At 70.1% G+C, this 17,300-nt stretch carries 6 protein-coding genes; 5 read left to right on the forward strand and 1 reads right to left on the reverse strand.

Annotation, left to right across the window (positions count from 1 at the left end; translation table 11 throughout):
• Positions 1 to 70 precede the first annotated feature (70 nt).
• Entirely contained in the window at positions 71 to 9,052 is an 8,982-nt protein-coding gene (locus JNB62_RS02460; protein ID WP_220299299.1) for a DUF5979 domain-containing protein, read from the reverse strand.
• Between the two features lie 154 nt (positions 9,053 to 9,206).
• Here JNB62_RS02460 and argG point away from each other — a divergent pair, with 154 nt between their 5' ends.
• From argG to JNB62_RS02485, 5 genes are all read left to right on the forward strand, one after another.
• Positions 9,207 to 10,649 (forward strand): argininosuccinate synthase, encoded by a 1,443-nt coding sequence (gene argG, locus JNB62_RS02465; RefSeq protein ID WP_220299300.1) that lies wholly within the window; start codon positions 9,207 to 9,209, stop codon positions 10,647 to 10,649.
• Positions 10,650 to 10,701: 52 nt separating this feature from the next.
• Positions 10,702 to 11,340, forward strand: coding sequence for a TetR/AcrR family transcriptional regulator (locus tag JNB62_RS02470; protein WP_220299301.1), 639 nt, complete (start codon positions 10,702 to 10,704; stop codon positions 11,338 to 11,340).
• On the forward strand, positions 11,337 to 12,527 hold the full coding sequence (locus JNB62_RS19115) for a hypothetical protein (RefSeq protein ID WP_223230886.1): 1,191 nt from the start codon (positions 11,337 to 11,339) through the stop codon (positions 12,525 to 12,527). The genes JNB62_RS02470 and JNB62_RS19115 overlap by 4 nt, the downstream gene beginning before the upstream one ends.
• Positions 12,524 to 14,377 (forward strand): YhgE/Pip domain-containing protein, encoded by a 1,854-nt coding sequence (locus JNB62_RS02480; RefSeq protein WP_220299302.1) that lies wholly within the window; start codon positions 12,524 to 12,526, stop codon positions 14,375 to 14,377. The genes JNB62_RS19115 and JNB62_RS02480 overlap by 4 nt, the downstream gene beginning before the upstream one ends.
• Before the next feature lie 283 nt (positions 14,378 to 14,660).
• Positions 14,661 to 17,282: a penicillin acylase family protein gene (locus JNB62_RS02485; RefSeq protein ID WP_220299303.1), complete on the forward strand. Its 2,622-nt coding sequence runs from the start codon at positions 14,661 to 14,663 to the stop codon at positions 17,280 to 17,282.
• Positions 17,283 to 17,300 lie beyond the last annotated feature (18 nt).

Raw genomic sequence — 17,300 nt, forward strand, 5'->3', positions numbered from 1 at the left:
GCGGGAGGCGGCGGGATGGTGGATGCCGGGGGCCCGGCATCCACCATCCCCCTGTTCAGGGCGCCGAGGGTCAGCCCAGCCGGCGGCGGCGCATCGCGACGATCACGAGGGCGACGCCCCCGGCGAGGATCGCGAAGCCGGCCGCCAGTGCGAGCACCGTGGCCCGGGACTCCAGACCGGTCGCCGGCAGCGGGGCGATGAAGGTGTTCGTGAACACGATCGTCACCTGGCCCGACGTGAGCGTCACCGTGCCGGAGGCGCCCGGCTGCTCCTCGCCGTCGACGGTCATCGTGGTCTGCGCCGCCGAGCCCGTGTCGGTCTCGGTGACGGTGCACTCGCTGCCTGCGGGCAGGTTCGAGACCTCGGCCGTGAGCCGGTTCGGGCCGCCGATGTCGTACGACGCGTCGAGCACGACGAGGCCCGGATCGGGGTGCGACGGGTCGATCAGCACGCACGTCACGTCGACCGGGAACGTGCGGGTCACGCTCGACGCTCCCGTCCCGTCGACGATCTTCGAGATGCTGAGGTCGGTGACCCCGAACACGTTGGTGATCACCGCCGACGTCTGATCGGCGGCATCCGTGTTCGGCAGCGGTGCCAGCTCGACGACCGTGCCGGTCTGCGGGTCACCGGTCGCGCCGCCCTCGGTCACCACGGAGGTCGTCGACTCGGCGCCGGCGGTGTCGGTCTCGGTCACCGTGCAGTCCGCGCCTTCGGGCAGCTCGGTCCACGTGACCGTCTCGCCGTCGGCGATCTGCTGGGTCATCGGCTCGGCCGCCGTCACCTGCTGTTCATCCCACATGCAGGCGAGCGTGACCTCGAAGGGACCGTAGACGACCGGGTCGCCGTTGGCGTCGACCGCTCCGCTGTTGTCGACCGTCTTCGTGACCGACACCTGCGCGAGGTTGAAGGTGTTGCGCACCTGCAGGCTCGGCTGGGGTTGGTCGTCGACGCTCAGGATCGTCGGGTCGGTCTCGACGGTGAAGGTGTAGCCCTCGCCGTCGCCCGCCAGCACGTTGCCCTCGGCGTCGAGGATCTCGGTCGAGTTCGCGCCGCCGGCATCCTGCTCGACCAGACGGCACTCCGAGCCGGTGGGAAGGTTCGTCCACAGCGCCGTCGGCGAGTCGGCGCTGACGACGCGGATGCGGCCGTCGGGGATGTCGACGAGCTCGCCGTCGCGCACGCACGTCAGGCTCAGCTCGTAGGCGGAGGTGCCGAACTTCTCGGCGCCGTCGCCGGCGAACGTCTTGGTCACCTCGGCCGAGCCGGTGAGGTACCAGTTCGTCGCGGTCACCGTGACGAGGCCGCCCGTCACCGGGACGATGCCGGTGCCGACCGACGTGTCCTCGCCGTCGTTCGGGGTGATGACGACTGCGTCGGCGCCGTTGAGGTCGTCCTCCACGACGGTGCACTCGGATCCCGCCACCACGTCGTGGACCGCGGAGCTCCAGCCGTTCTCGGCGTTCAGCTCGATGGTGGTGTCGATGAGGGTCTCGCCCCCGAACGTGCACGTCACCGAGAACGTGAAGGTCTTGTCGAGCCCGAACTGGGCGGCCCCGGCGCCCTCGAACTCCTTCACGAGGATGACGGCGGTCGCGTCGTAGTAGTTCGTGTACGTCACCGTGTTGACGACCGCGGTGCTGTCGGGCTGCAGTTCGGGAATGACGACCGTGCGGGTCGCCTGGTCGATGATCGGGGCGAGGTCGCCCTCGACGCCCGGCACATCGGCCGCGGTGATCGTGGCGTCGGCGGCGCGGTCGTCGGTCTCGGTCACCGTGCACTCGGACCGCGCCGGGATCTCGGTGATCGTCTCGGTCTCGTTCGCGTCCAGGGTGAACGTCTCGTCGACGACCGTCTCGCCCTGGAACATGCACACCACGCTGAACTCGAAGCCGGTGGGGATCTCGGGGGCGAGCGACTCGACGAGCTTGCCGACCTCGAGCGAGGCCCACTCGTACGTGTTCTCGACGTCGAACGCGAACGTCTGGTCGGCCTCTGCGACGGTGATCGACTCCGGAGAGACGGTCGTGCCGGTCTGGCCCGCGTCGTCCTCTTCGACCGAGCAGATCGAGCCGACCGGGACGTCGGGGATCACGACCGGATCCTCGCCCGGGACGATCGTGACGACACCGTCGTCCGCGAGCGGGACGTCGGCGCCCTGCCACGTGCACGACACGGTCGCCGTGAACGACTCCGGCACCGGGAAGCCGGCGGGGGCGGCGACCGACTTCTGCACCGACACCGAGCCGTTCTCGAACACGTTGGTCACGGTGACCTCGACGGGCGTCGTGCCCGAGCCGATCGTGACCGGCTGGTCGGGCGTGATGACCGGCGTTCCGGTCGCGAAGCCCTGGTCGGTCTCGGTGACCGTGCACTCGGCGCCGGTGGGGAGTCCCTCGTACACCGCCGTTCCCGCGCCGGTGATGGTGCGGGTCGCGCCGCCCGGGATCGCCACGTCGACGGTCTCGCCGTTGACGACGCGTGTGCAGGCGAGGCTCACCGTGTAGGTGTCGGTCGTCGCGGGGTCGAGCCCGTTCGCGGGAGCGCCCTCGAGCTCCTTGTGCACCTCGAGCGAGCCGAGCGTGAAGACGTTGGTGATGTCGGCGTCCACGACACCCGTCGTGTCGTCCCCGACCGTCACCGTGACGCCGGCCGTCGACTCGTTCGCGCCGCCGTCGTCGGTCTCGGTGACGGTGCACTCCGCGCCGGTCGGCAGGTCGTCCACCTGCCACGTCAGATCGTCGGGCGAGGTCAGGGTGCGGGTGTCCTCGAACACGGGGTTCGGACTCACGCCGTCGAGCGTGCACGTCATCTCGACGGTGAACGGCCCGGCACCCCACGCCTCGGCTCCGGCACCGGTCACCGTCTTGACGACCCGCACCGAGCCGGTGGTGTACACGTTCTCGACGGCGACGTCGGTGCGAGCCGTCGTCGTGCCCTCCTCGTACGGCAGGATCGCGAACGGCTGGTCCACCGTGCCGTCGCCGTCCTCGGTGACCGTGATGGTGGTGGATGCCGCACCCCCGGCATCCGTCTCGGTCACGGTGCACTGCGCACCGGCGGGGAGGTTCTCGAACGTCTTCGACTGGCCGCGCTCGAGGGTGAAGGTGCGGTCCGCCTCGGGGATCGCCTCCTGGTCGAGGAAGATGCAGCTCGCCGTGAACGTGTAGGTGCGGTCGTAGGTGATGGGCTCGCCGTCCTGGTTCACCGCGCCCCCGTCGTCGACCGCCTTCTCGACGGTGAACCCTCCGGCGGAGTACTCGTTCGTGATCTGGAACAGCGTGCTGTCGGTGTCACCCGTGTAGGGATCCCACACGCGGGTGTCCTGCACGAAGTCGCGTTCGGCGGTGACGGTGGAATCCGGATCGACGCTCCATTCGACGCCGGGCGTCACCGGATCCTCGACCACCGAGCAGTCCGCGAACAGCGGCAGGTTCACCGGTCCGGTCGCGCTGTCGTAGACCAGCACCGTGCCGTCGGCCGGCAGCAGCGGGCGGCTGGCATCCGAGCCGTCGGCATGCAGCAGCGTGGTCTGCTGCCCGCCCGAGACGCAGCTCACCAGCAGCGGGTACTCGTCGGGCAGGTCGATGGGACTCGCGAACTCGGGCGCGACGACGGTCTTCTGCATCTCGAGCTGTCCCGTCGCGGCGGCGATGCCGACCTTCTGGGGCTCGACGACGAGTGAAGCCCGCTCGGGCTGCGTCACTGTCGCGTTGGACCGGGATGCCGTCGCGAACGAGTTCCAGGCGACCGGAAGGCCGTCCGGCACGGCGGAGTTGGCCGGCAGCACATACGGGGTCTGCGTCTGGTAGATCAAGCGCAGCGTCTCGCCCGGCTCCAGACCCGGAGCGGGGCTCGCGCCCGTCGGGTTCTCGTACTCGAGCACGAGCATCATGCTGCGCGCGGCCTGGATGACCGCCGACGGCGTCGATGCGTCGGCGCGCACCCAGCCGAAGCTGCAATTCGGGTCGGGCGTGGCGTTCTCGGTCCACACCTTGATGGCGTTCGAGTTGCAGGACTGGCTGAGCTGCACCGGCGAGAGGTAGATGCCGTATGTCGCGGTGGCGCTGCCGACGAGTTCGTCGAAGTTCGCCTGCAGCTGACCGGTGAGCGACACGGGGAACTGCGACCCGCGGTCACCGGGCACGATGACGCCCTGGTCGCCGACCGTCGGCAGCGTGTCGACTGCCGCGACGACGCGCGCCGCGGTGTTGCCCGTGTTCGTGAAGTCGACCTGCCAGAGCGCGTTGCCGCCCGGCCTCGTGACCGGAGCGCAGGGATACGAGTAGAAGCCGGTCGCGGTGACGACCCCGGGCACGCTCGGGTCGCACGACGACGCGCCGCCCGTGAACGCGAGCACGCCGAGGTCGTCGTCGCCCGGGACGGTCGGGTCGCCGGCGTCGTCGCCCTTGACGTACTTCTTGGCGGCGATCGTGGCGGCGGCCAGCGGTGCGACCGACGTGTCGGCGGAGCAGTCCGGCACGCCCGGCGGCGTGTTCTCGACGGGTTTGGGCGTGAGGTCCCTGCCGTTCGCGACGGTCGTGCCCTGGCACGTCTCGAAGAGGCGGTCGGAGCTCACCGTCACCTCGTTGGTCACGATCGTGTCGGGGGTCACGTCGGCGCGGAACTTCAGCGGGGCGTTCACCGTGAGCGTCCAGCCCGCATTGAACACGAAGCCGTCCGGCGGCGTGATCGTGAGCAGGCCCGTGGCCTCATCGAGCGATGCCGTGAAGCCGGGGTCGCCGGTGGGCGCGCCCGTGCCGCTCAGCGCGAACCGGTAGGCGGGAGGATCGGGCTCGACCAGCAGGGAGCCGTTCGCGTCGGTCGCGACCTGGTCGACGATCGTGAACCCCGTCATGTTCCACTGGCCGGTGTTGGTTGCGGTGATGACATAGGGGATATTCGCCGACTGGGCGATGAGCTGCGACGAGCCGCGGGTCTTGGTGACCGACACCGCGTTGGTGCGGTGCCGCACGATCGTGCTGGCGGCAGCCTCGCCCGTCTGCGTGAAGGTCTGCGCGCCGAACTGCGCCTCGCTGTACGACTGCACGTCGTTCGAGATGACACCGAGCGCGGTCTCACCCGGGTTGGGCTGCAGGTCGGGGCGCGTGGTGGACACGAGGGTGCTCGGGTCGCTGCGCAGCGTGTCGCGGCGCATGGTGGTGAGCGAGAACGTCAGCTGCGGGTTGTACGGCCGCTCCCACTGCAGCACGTTCCCGTCGGCGTCGACCTCCTGAGCGCGGAAGCGCACGCCGACGACCGTGCCCGCGTCGGCCACGCCGGCGGGAAGGTCGAAGCTCTCGATCGTGCCGGGTGCGGCATCCACCCACTCCCCGTTGACCCAGCAGGGCGAGTCGTCCGCGAGCGGCTGGCCGTTGCACGTCGCGGTGAGTACGCCGCCCGACTCCGTGTACTCGACGTCGCTGCCGGCGTCGTCGTCCACGAGCACGTCCATCGCGACGTTGTTGACGGGCGCGGGGACGTTGATCTGGGCGCCGACGTAGTCCATCGTGTTCCAGAACGTCGGCGTCGTGTCGGTGAGGCTGAAGAACGTGGTCCGCGCGGTGCCGTTGGGGCGGCCGCCGAGGTTCGTCACGTAGCTCTTCGACTGGTCCTCGTAGATGCTTGCGGGAGTGATCGACTTCGTCGTGGTGATCGTGTAGCTCGCAGCGACGATCTGGAAGTCGTCGTTCGCGTCGGCCGCGCCGGTGCCGCACTGGTTGTCGGCGCAGTCGTCGAGCACCGGGCTCTCGAGCTGCGTGTGCGCGTCGTTCTCGATGCTCTCGCCCGGGGGAGTCACCGTCACCAGCGTGCCGGGAGCGGATCGCAGCTCCTCGCGCAGCTGCCACGTGAGCGTGATGCCGCCGGTGGCGCCTGTCGCGATGACGGCCCCGCCGTCGTCGTCGCGGAAGGTCACGGTGACTCCGACGACATCCACGAGGTCGGCCGCACCGAGCGCGAGCGCGTCGGCGTAGGAGTACGTGGTCGACGTGCCGTCGAAGAACGCCAGTGTGACGCTCGTCTCGGCCTCGGTGATGCCCTGCGGCACCTGGATGGCGTCGATGTCGTACAGGTTCAGCGTGTCGAACGCCGTGTCGGCCAGCGCCTGCCCGGATGTCGGGTCGCTGATCGTCATTCCCACGACGCGCGCGGCCGACGTGTTCGTCGCGGTGATCGTGCCGCTGATGAGCGGGTAGTCGGCGGGGTCGATGCCCAGGCTCGGGTCGGGCAGGCCCAGCTGATCCTGGTCGAACGTCTTGGTCATCGTGGCGTTGATGGGCTGATCGACGATCTGGATGTCGTCGTCGGCCACGTCGACGCTGTCGACCCCGGTCGCCGGGTTGACGCCGTGGGCGCTGGCGGTGTTGTTGACGCGCCCCGGGCTGGTCGTGTTGTACGTGTACGGGTGCAGGTCGCCGAGCACCCACTGGTCGGGGTTGCTGCGCAGGGTGTCGCGGACGCGGAAGTCGAGGTCGATCGGCCGGCGGTCGTACGAGGAGCCGACGCCGGCGCCCGGCGTCTTCTCGGTCAGCACGATGCGCACCGACAGCGTGTCCTCGGACTGCGCGTCGGTCAGCGTGTAGCCACCGAACCCGCCGTCGCAGCCGGCGGCGCAGGCCTGGGAGGTGATGTCGGTCCATCCGCTGCCGTCGAGGTAGAGCGACACCTCGCTGATCACGGCGTTCGCGATCAAGGGATCGGTCGCCGTCGTGATGGGGTCGATGCGCACGAGGTCGAACGCGTCGTACACCGTCGACACCGTCGTCGCGGGGTTCTGCGTCTCAGAGATGTCGGTGAGCGTCATCTGCGAGATGTTGAGCCCGTCGGTCGACCACCACAGCCGGGCGGTTCGCACGTCGCCGGTCAGCGCCGCCACGTTGTCTTCGGGGGTCCACTCCTTGTCGAGGAAGTCCGGGCCGTCACCACCTTCGATCGGCTCGACGTCGATCCCGTCCGCGGCGGTGTCGGTGTGCTCGCCGCCGGCGTCGGGGTTGTCGACGAGGGACTGGGCGGTGTTGGTGAACGTCGTGGTCTCGTCGACCTCCTGAGTGAGCTCGAGGTCGAGGTGCGTCACCACGGTGAACCCGGGCGCCAGCTGGGCGGGGCATCCCTCGGCGTCCATCGGGAGGTATTCGAACTGGATGCCGCCGATGTCGGATTGCAGCTCGGCCGGCACGTCGTACGACCACAGGCTCTCAGGACCGGGCACCTCCGTCGCGCCCGGGAAGTCCACCCACTCTCCTGCCGACGTCGACCAGTAGCGGACGGTGAGCGTCGTGCACTCCGGGATGTCGGTGTCGTCGATCTGGGTGACGGTGAAGCTGTCCCAGAACTCCGTCTCGGTGCCCGGGAACGCGGGGTCGGAGATGACGAGCTTGTCCGAGCCGGCCGTCGACTCGGGGGTCACGTTGCCCGTCAGCGTCATGTCGGCTGTCGTCCCGGGGACACCCCAGATCCGGTCGGGGTTGATGCCCTTCGTGACGCTCGTGTCGAGGAACAGGGGTTCGATCGTGAAGGGGGCCTCGGCCTCGGCGGTGCCGGTCTGCCCGTTCGTGTTCTCGACTGCCGTGTCGACCACGTTCGTGCTGGCCACCGCGGACTCGGTCGTCAGCGCGGTCACGTCCATGGGCAGTGTCGCGTAGGCGCCCGACACGATGTCGTCACCCTCCGCCGAGAACACCACGGTGTATCCCTCGACCGTGCAGTCCGCGGTCGGAGCGGGGAGCGTGTTGACGGTCGTCGTCGAGGCCGTGCTGGTGGCGCAGTCGCTGTAGGTGTAGGTGATCTCGGCCGACGTCGCGGCCACCGGCCACGAGATGCCGTCGCCGAAGCCGTCGAAGCGCAGGCCCTGATCGGTGAAGGTCGCACTGCCCGCGGAAGGCTCCGTGATGGTGACGGTCTGCACGTTCTGCTCACCCACCGTCGCGGTGATGTCCGCGGTGGTGCTCTGCCCGCTCACGAGGGTGTTGTCGCCGAAGCTCTTCGTGATCGACACGTCGGGCTCGCGCTGCGCGATCGTGACGCCCGCATCGTCGGTGACGGGGTCGCTCGTGTCGGCCCCCTTCGACACGGTCGACGACGCATCGTTGGTGACGGTCACGTCCTCGCCGTCGAAGATGGTCGTGACCCCATCGTTGGTGACGGTGTGCACCACGACGCTGCCTGTCGCCCCGGGCGCGAACGTGCCGGTGAAGGTGACGCGGATACCGCCGGCGTCGCTGATCGGGTCGGGCTCGGTCGTCGTCCACACGCCGTCGACGTAGTACTCGGTGGTCGTGGACGTGGTGCCGGCGGGCGCGGTGACGTCGTAGCCCGTGACGTCGAGATAGCCGCTGAACGTGCTCGGCGGCGACACCGGGTCCTGCACGACGATCGTGTCGACGTTCTGGTTGGACGCATTGCCGGGCGTCACCGTCCAGTCCACAGGCCGCCCGGGCACCGCGGGAATGGTGGTCGTCGGCGTCACGGACTTGTCGATGCTCGGCACGAGGGTGGTCTCGACGGCGAGCGTCACATCAGCGGAGCTGCTGGCGGTCGAGGCGTTGTCCGCCGCGACCGACGCGGTGTTCGTGACGGTCTGACCGTCCCACGTGCCCTCCGCATCGGGCGGCACGATCGCGTTCACCGTGATCGTCATGCTGTTTCCCGCGGGCCACACCACCGGGCTGGCATCGAGGTCGGTGCCCGGGGTGACGGTGAAGCTGTTCGTCGCGGGATCGACGGCCAGGTCGTACTCCCCGACCGGCTGGCCCGAGGGCGCCGCGAGCGCGACGGTCACGGGGGTCGGGTTGTCGGGGTTGAACTCCAGCGGCGCGGGCAGCGTGTCGCTCAGGACGGTGTCGAAGCAGCCGGGGTCGTTCGTCGACGAGCAGTTGACGACGATCTGGAAGGTGACGGTGTCGCCGGGGCTGAACGGCCCCTGCTCGACGGTGGTCTTCTGGATCGAGAACGCCGCGACGGCGAATGCCGCCGGAGCGACTCCGACGAAGACTGTGGCTGCCGCCAGGACGACCGCTGTGATCCCTGCGAGAACTCCCCGACGACGACCCATGATTCCCGAAACCCCCCGATTGCGCGTATCAGGCCTCAGCCTAGGGCCAGCTCACAGGCGGTTTCCAGCCCCGCCGGTGATGCGGGTGTGCCTGGTGTGACGGGGGATGCCTCGGCCCGCGGCATCCACTCGCCCCTCGGTAAGCTGGGGGACTATGTCGAAGGTCCTCCAGTCCCTGCCCGTCGGCGAGCGCGTCGGCATCGCCTTCTCGGGGGGACTTGACACCTCCGTGGCCGTCGCGTGGATGCGCGACAAGGGTGCGATCCCCTGCACCTACACGGGCGACCTCGGCCAGCCGGACGAGGACGACATCGACGCGATCCCGGCCCGGGCGCTCGAGTACGGCGCCGAGCTGTCGCGCCTGGTCGACTGCAAGCCGGCCCTCGTCGAAGAGGGCTTCGGGGCACTGGCGTGCGGCGCGTTCCACATCCGCTCGGGCGGCCGCACCTACTTCAACACGACGCCGATCGGCCGCGCCGTCACCGGCACCCTGCTCGTGCGCGCCATGAAAGAGGATGGCGTCGACATCTGGGGCGACGGCTCCACCTACAAGGGCAACGACATCGAGCGGTTCTACCGCTACGGCCTGCTCGCGAACCCCGCACTGCGCATCTACAAGCCGTGGCTCGACGCCGACTTCGTGACGCAGCTGGGTGGCCGCAAAGAGATGAGCGAGTGGCTCGTCGAGCACGGCTTCCCGTACCGCGACTCCGCCGAGAAGGCGTACTCCACCGACGCCAACATCTGGGGCGCCACGCACGAGGCCAAGACCCTCGAGCACCTGGACGTCTCGCTCGAGACCGTCGAGCCGATCATGGGCGTGCGCTTCTGGGACCCGTCGGTCGAGATCGAGACCGAGGACGTCACGGTCACCTTCGACGCCGGCCGCCCGGTCGCGCTCAACGGCGTCGAGTACACCGACCCGGTGGAGCTCGTCTTCGAGGCGAACCGCATCGGCGGCCGCCACGGCCTCGGCATGAGCGACCAGATCGAGAACCGCATCATCGAGGCGAAGTCCCGCGGCATCTACGAGGCCCCGGGCATGGCACTGCTGTTCACGGCGTACGAGCGCCTGGTCAACGGCATCCTGAACGAAGACACGCTCGCCACCTACCACGAGCAGGGCCGCCGCCTCGGCCGCCTCATGTACGAGGGCCGCTGGCTCGAGCCGCAGTCGCTCATGCTGCGCGAGTCGATCCAGAAGTGGGTGGGCTCGACGATCACCGGCTCGGTGACGCTGCGCCTGCGCCGCGGCGAGGACTACACGATCCTCGACACCGACGGCCCCCGCCTGTCGTACCACCCCGAGAAGCTGTCGATGGAGCGCGTCGGCGACGCCGCGTTCGGGCCTACCGACCGCATCGGCCAGCTCACGATGCGCAACCTCGACATCGCCGACTCGCGCGTGCGCCTCGAGCACTACGCCGCCGCCGGCATCATCGGCGGCGCGACCGGCGACCTCGTCGGCCACCTGTCGCAGGGCGAGGCGGGCGACATCACCGAGAGCGCGACGCCGCTGACGGCCGCGGGCGAAGAGCTCGCGGACGCAACGGATGCCGCGAACGAGGCGTCCGCCTTCGACCTCGGTACCGACTGAGCATCACCTGGATAACTTGCACACTACTGTGCAAGTTACGTAGCATGGGGGCATGACCTCCACCGATGTCGCGCGCGCTCCGCGCCGTGATGCCCGCGAGAACCGCGCCGGCATCCTCGCGGCGGCCCACGTGGCGCTGGCGCACGACCCCCGGGCCTCCGTCGACGCGATCGCCCGTCAGGCGGGCCTGTCGCGTCGCGCCCTGTACGGCCACTTCGACGACCGCGACGCGCTCGTGAGCGAGCTCGTCGCCCAGGGCGCCGAGCGCTTCAACGCCGTCGCCGCCACGATCGACGACGCCGACGCGCGCGTCGCGCTCGCGCGGCTGGCCGCGGCCCTGTGGAACGAGGCCGCCCACGTGCAGGTGCTCGCCGCGATCGCTCTCGACGAGGCGCACCTCGAAGAGACCGCCGCCGCCCTCGCGCCGCTGCGGCGCACCGTCGTGCGCATCGTGCGCGAGGGGCAGGACGACGACGTGCTGCGCACCGACGTCGCCGCGCCGACGCTCGCCCGCCTGATCGAAGAGACCGCCCGCACCGTGATCACCCGCATCGACGCGTCGTCGCCCGAGGCGCGCGCGCTCGCGGTGCGCGCCGTGCTGTCGATCGCCGGGCTGTCGTGGCGCGAGGCGGCCGCCGTGCTCGACGCGCATCCGGGCATCCTCGCCGACGCCGAGGCGGCGGGAGCATGAAGGTCGTGCTCGACGCGGTCGGCAAGGGCCGCCGCGAACACGCCCTGCCCGTGACGTCGACCGCCTACGCGTCGGGCACCGCGACGCTGGTGGTCGCCGAGACCGAGCAGCGCCCGACCGTGCTGGGTCTCATCGCGTCGGGCCGCATGCGTCCCGACACGGGCCGCGTCGAGCTCGACGGAGAGGTGGATGCCTCACGCCTGCGCCGCCGCGTCGCCCTGGTCGACGCCCCCGAGGTGTCGGAGCCCGAGCCGAACGTCACCCTGGCCGGCGTCGTGGCCGAAGAGCTCATGTTCGCCGGGCGCCCCTCGCACCCGATCGCGGTGCAGAACTGGCTGGCCGACAACGGGCTCGCGGAGGCGGCATCCCTTCCCGTCTCGAACGTCGACCCGGCCGACCGCGTGCGGGCGCTGTGCGAGCTGGCGGTGCTGCGCAAGGGCGTCGAAGGTCTCGTGCTGGTCTCGCCCGACCGCCACGGCGGCGAGCCCGAGGCCTGGTGGGCGATCGCCGAGGAGTTGGCGGCCCGCGGTCTCGCCGTGCTCGTGATCGCCGGGCAGGCTTCGGCCCGCGTCGCGCTCCCGGCCGTCGAGCGATCGACCCTCCCGGCCGTTGAGCGAGCGAAGCGAGACGAAACGTCGCAAGCAGACCCGACCGTCAGCACAGGCGTTTCGTCTTCGGGCGCTGGAGCGCCCTCCGCTCAACGACCGACATCCCCGGCCGTTGAGCGAGCGAAGCGAGACGAAACGTCGCAAGCCGAACTCGACGACGCGCCGACCGTCAGCCGAGGCGTTTCGTCTTCGGGCGCTGGAGCGCCCTCCGCTCAACGACCGACACCCCCGGCCGTTGAGCGAGCGAAGCGAGACGAAACGTCGCAAGCCGAACTCGACAACGACCCGACCGTCAGCACAGGCGTTTCGTCTTCGGGCGCCGGAGCGCCCTCCGCTCAACGACCGACACCCCAGGCCGTTGAGCGAGCGAAGCGAGACGAAACGTCGCAAGCCGAACTCGACAACGACCCGACCGTCAGCCGAGGCGTTTCGTCTTCGGGCGCTGGAGCGCCCTCCGCTCAACGACCGACACCCGGCACAGGCGTTTCGTCTCGCTCGGTCCTCGCTCGCTCAACGACCGGGAGCGGGAGCCCGCGCCTGCGCAGGCTCACCGTGCGCACGAGAGGAGGCCGGGCATGAAGGTCCCCCAGATGATCCTCGCCGAGCTGCGGCGCCTCACGTCGACGCGCATGTCGCTCATCGCCCTGATCGCGCTCATGGCGGTGCCGATCCTGTACGGCGGGCTGTACCTGTGGGCCAACCGCGACCCCTACGGGCAGCTCGACCAGGTGCCGGTGGCGCTCGTCGTCGCCGACACCGGCGCGCAGCTCAACGGCACCGACCGCAACCTCGGCGACGAGGTCGCGCAGGAGCTCATCGAGGACGGCTCGTTCGACTGGCACCTGACGACCGCCGAAGAGGCGACAGCCGGGCTCGACGACGGCACCTACGACTTCGGCGTCGAGCTGCCGGCCGACTTCACGGCATCCATCGCATCGATCACGTCGGCCGACCCGCACACCGCCGACCTCGTGCTGCTGACGAGCGATGCGAACAACTACCTCGCCTCGACGATCGGCACACAGGCGGTCGAGAAGATCAAGACCACGGTCACCGAGAAGGTGGTGGCCGAGGCCGGCCTCACGATGCTCGACGCCCTCGACACCATCCGCGTGCAGCTGACAGATGCCGCCGCCGGCGCGGGGCAGCTGGTCGACGGGCTGGCGCAGGCCGGCGACGGCGCGACGCAGCTCGCCGATGGCGCGACGCGGCTCACGGACGGTGCGACGCAACTCGCCGACGGCACGGCGCAGCTGCGCGACGGCGCCGCCCAGCTGTCCGCGGGCGCGGCACAGGTAGCCGACGGCACCGCGCAGCTCGCGGGCGTCGCCGACCGGGTCGGGGCCGCGGCATCCACCGCGACCGCGGCGCTGCCGCAGGCGCGCACCGACATCGCGACCAAGCTCGCGGCGGCCGGGCTCGACCAGACGCAGATCGACGAGGTGCTGACGGCCCTCGACCCGGTCGGCGAGCGCATCACGGCCATCGACCAGCGTGTGCAGGGCGCGGTGGCGCAGATCGACCGGCTCAACGACGGCGCGCAGCAGGTGTCAGGGGGTGCCGCCACCCTCGCCGCGGGCACGGCGACCGCCGCCGACGGCGCCGCGCAACTGCGCGACGGCTCGGCACAGCTGCGCGACGGCGCGACGACCCTCGACGACGGCATCACGCAGCTCGAGGACGGCGCCACGCAGCTGCGGGACGGCCTGAGCTCCGGTGCGGCGCAGCTGCCCTCGTACGACGCCGCGACGCGGCGGCAGCAGGCCGACACTCTCGCGACCCCCGTCGACGTCGAGCGGTCGTCGCTCACGCAGGCGCAGAACTACGGTGCGGGCCTCGCGCCCTTCTTCGCGGCGCTCGCGGGGTGGATCGGCATCTACGCGCTGTTCCTCATCGTCAAGCCGGTCTCCAAGCGCGCGGTGACGGCGCTGCACTCCCCGATCCGCATCACCCTCGCCGGCTGGGCGACACCGGCCCTGCTCGGCGGCGTGCAGATGGTCGGCCTGTTCGGCGTTCTCGCGCTCGCCCTCGGCTTCTCGTTCGCGCATCCGCTGGCGACGCTCGGCATCCTGCTGCTCGCGTCGGCGACGTATGCGGCGATCGTCCTCGCGCTGAACGTGTGGCTCGGCTCGGTCGGCCAGTTCCTCGGACTCGTCCTCATGGTGCTGCAGCTCGTCACGGCGGGCGGGACCTTCCCGTGGCAGACGCTTCCGGCACCGCTCGCCGCGCTCCACCATGTGCTGCCCATGGGGTACGTCGTCGACGCGATGCGCCAGGTCATGTACGGCGGCAGCGCCGACCGGGTGTGGCTCGACCTCACCGTGCTGGTGGCATGGCTCGTCGGCGCCGGCGTCCTGGCCGCCATCGGAGTGACGCGCATGACCCACTTCCGCACGCTGCGCGACCTGCAGCCGAGCGTGATCGGCTGACACCTCGCGCGAGTGGATGCCGGGCGCCCGGCATCCACTCCCCCCACGGTTGACTTGGCTCAGATGTACGCGACACGCCAGCGTGTTGCGTACATATGAGCCAAGTCAGCGAGTGCGGGGAGGGACAGAGGGGCCGGTCGCGGGGCGAAAAGCGAGTGCGATTCGGCCCAGGGCGCCGGTCGGGGATACGATGCGGAACAGCGCCCGGGCGACCCGATGCCCGTGGCACCCCGTCTCGCGGCGCCAGGCACCGCGTGTCCCGCCCCAGCCCGGAAAGCTCTCAATGTCGAAGCCCCCCGCCTCGCCCTATGCCACCGACGACACCGTGCAGCGCCGCTCCGTGGGCCGCACCATCGGCATCACGCTCTTCACCATCGTCGCGATCGTCGTGGTCATCGCCCTCGTCGCCATCGGATTCGTCACCTACACCGTGCAGCGGTCGTTCCCGCAGCTGAGCGGCGAGGTGACGGTGACGGGGCTGGATGACGAGGTGACGGTGCAGCGCGATGCGCTCGGCATCCCCACGATCACGGCCGACTCGTCGCACGACCTGTTCTTCGCGCAGGGCTACGTGCAGGCGCAGGACCGGTTCTGGGAGATGGACTTCCGCCGCCATGTCACGAGCGGCCGCCTGTCGGAGCTGTTCGGCAAGTCGCAGCTCGGCACCGACAAGTTCCTGCGCACGCTCGGCTGGCACGAGATCGCCGAGCAGGAGGTCGAGGCCCTCAGCGACACCGAGCGCGCCTATTACGACGCCTACGCCGACGGCGTGAACGCCTACCTCGCAGACCACCAGGGCGCCGACGCCTCGTTCGAGTACGCCGTGCTCGGACTGCAGAACCCGGACTACGAGATCGAGCCCTGGACGCCGGCGGACTCCGTCGCGTGGCTGAAGGCGATGGCCTGGGACCTCCGCAGCAACATCGAGACCGAGACCGAGCGCGCCGTGCTCGCGTCGCAGTACACCCCGGAGCAGATCGACGAGCTGTACCCGGCGTACCCGTTCGACCGCAACCCGGTCATCGTGCCGAAGATCTCGACCGTGCCCGCGGTCGGCACCGCGCCCGACGCGACGGCCGAGGGCGAGACCGGTGAGACGGATGCCGACACGTCGGCGATCGAGTGGACCCAGGTCGACAGCGTCATCGAGGCCGTCGGCGAGCTCGTGGGCGACGCGGGCGAGGGCATCGGCTCGAACTCGTGGGTCGTTTCGGGCGCGAACACCGACACGGGGAAGCCGCTGCTGGCCAACGACCCGCACCTCGGCGCGTCGCTGCCGAGCGTGTGGCACCAGATCCAGCTCAAGTGCTCGGAGGTCACCGACGAGTGCCCCTTCGACGTGGCGGGCTTCTCGTTCTCGGGCCTCCCCGGCGTCGTCATCGGCCACAACGAGCGCGTGGCATGGGGCTTCACGAACCTCACGACAGACGTGACCGACCTGTACCTCGAGAAGATCCAGGGCGACTCGTACTGGTACGACGGCGCGCTCGTACCGCTGCAGACGCGCACCGAGACGTTCAAGGTGGCGGGCGGCGACGATGTCGAGCTCGAGGTGCGCTCCACCGCGAACGGCCCGATCGTGTCGGGGCTCACCGACGACTTCACCGAGATCGCCGAGCACCCCTACGTCGGCACCGGCGGCACCGTGACCGCGCCGCCGGCCGATGCGCCCGAGGGCGAGTACGCCGTGAGCCTGCGCTGGACCGCGCTGCAGCCGGGGACGACGGCATCCGCGATCTTCGCCCTCAACACGGCCAAGGACTTCGACGACTTCCGCGGCGCGGCTGCGCTGTTCGACGTGCCGGCGCAGAACCTCATCTACGCCGACGTCGACGGCAACATCGGGTATCAAACACCCGGCAAGCTGCCCATCCGGGGCGCGGCGGACGGCTCGATGCCGCAGCCGGGGTGGAGCTCGGCGTTCGCGTGGCAGGGGTACATCCCGTTCGAGGAGCTGCCGGTGTCGTACAACCCCGACGAGGGCTACATCGTCACCGCGAACAACGCGATCGTCGGTCAGGACTACCCCCACTTCCTCACGAACGACTGGGACTACGGCTGGCGCGCGGCGCGCATCACCGAGCTCATCGAGCGGGCGATCGCGAAGGGTCCGGTGACCGCCGACGACCTCAACGCGATCCAGGCCGACAACTACTCGTTCATCGGCATGCGCCTGACCGCTGCCTACGCCGACATCGAGACGGGCGATAGCCGCACCGACTCCGCACTGAAGCTGCTGCAGGAGTGGGACGCGCAGGCCGGTGCCGATTCGTCGGCCGCCGCCTACGCGAGCGTGCTGTGGGACACCCTCGCCCAGAACATGTTCGTGAACGGCCGCGAGAACCCGGCGCCGCTGAGCGGTCAGGGACGCCTCTTCCTCGTGATGGACACCCTGCTCTCGGACGAGTCCTCGCCGTGGTGGACCAACGACGAGCTCGGCGTGGACGGCATGCGCGAGATGCTGAAGCGCTCGGCGATCGACGCGTATGAGCGGCTCGAGGACGCCCAGGGCGACAACCAGTCCCGCTGGAACTGGGGCTCGCTGCACGCGCTGCCGCTCACCAACGGCACCTTCGGCGAGTCGGGCATCGCGCCCATCGAGTGGTTCTTCAACCGCGGCCCGTTCCCCGTCGGTGGCGGATCATCGGTCGTGAACGCGACCGGCTGGGACCTCGGCTCGGGCGACTTCTCGACGATCACCGTGCCGTCGATGCGCATGATCGTCGACCTCGACGACTTCGATCACTCGCGCTGGAACCAGCTGACGGGCGAGAGCGGCCACGCCTTCCACACGAACTACACCGACCAGGTGGAATCGTGGCAGAAGGCCGAGCTCACCCCGTGGGCCTACTCGCCCAAGGCGGTCTCTGCAGCGACCACCGACACGCTCGTGCTGAAGCCCTGACACGTTCGCCGTCGCGCA

The organism is Microbacterium jejuense (assembly GCF_019511665.1).
Taxonomy (GTDB): domain Bacteria; phylum Actinomycetota; class Actinomycetes; order Actinomycetales; family Microbacteriaceae; genus Microbacterium; species Microbacterium jejuense_A.

What these genes read in the sequence shown, in the direction of transcription:
- JNB62_RS02460 (WP_220299299.1), bottom strand. Translation starts at nt 9,052, where the DNA reads ATGGGTCGTCGTCGGGGAGTTCTCGCAGGGATCACAGCGGTCGTCCTG.
- argG (WP_220299300.1), top strand. Translation starts at nt 9,207, where the DNA reads ATGTCGAAGGTCCTCCAGTCCCTGCCCGTCGGCGAGCGCGTCGGCATC.
- JNB62_RS02470 (WP_220299301.1), top strand. Translation starts at nt 10,702, where the DNA reads ATGACCTCCACCGATGTCGCGCGCGCTCCGCGCCGTGATGCCCGCGAG.
- JNB62_RS19115 (WP_223230886.1), top strand. Translation starts at nt 11,337, where the DNA reads ATGAAGGTCGTGCTCGACGCGGTCGGCAAGGGCCGCCGCGAACACGCC.
- JNB62_RS02480 (WP_220299302.1), top strand. Translation starts at nt 12,524, where the DNA reads ATGAAGGTCCCCCAGATGATCCTCGCCGAGCTGCGGCGCCTCACGTCG.
- JNB62_RS02485 (WP_220299303.1), top strand. Translation starts at nt 14,661, where the DNA reads ATGTCGAAGCCCCCCGCCTCGCCCTATGCCACCGACGACACCGTGCAG.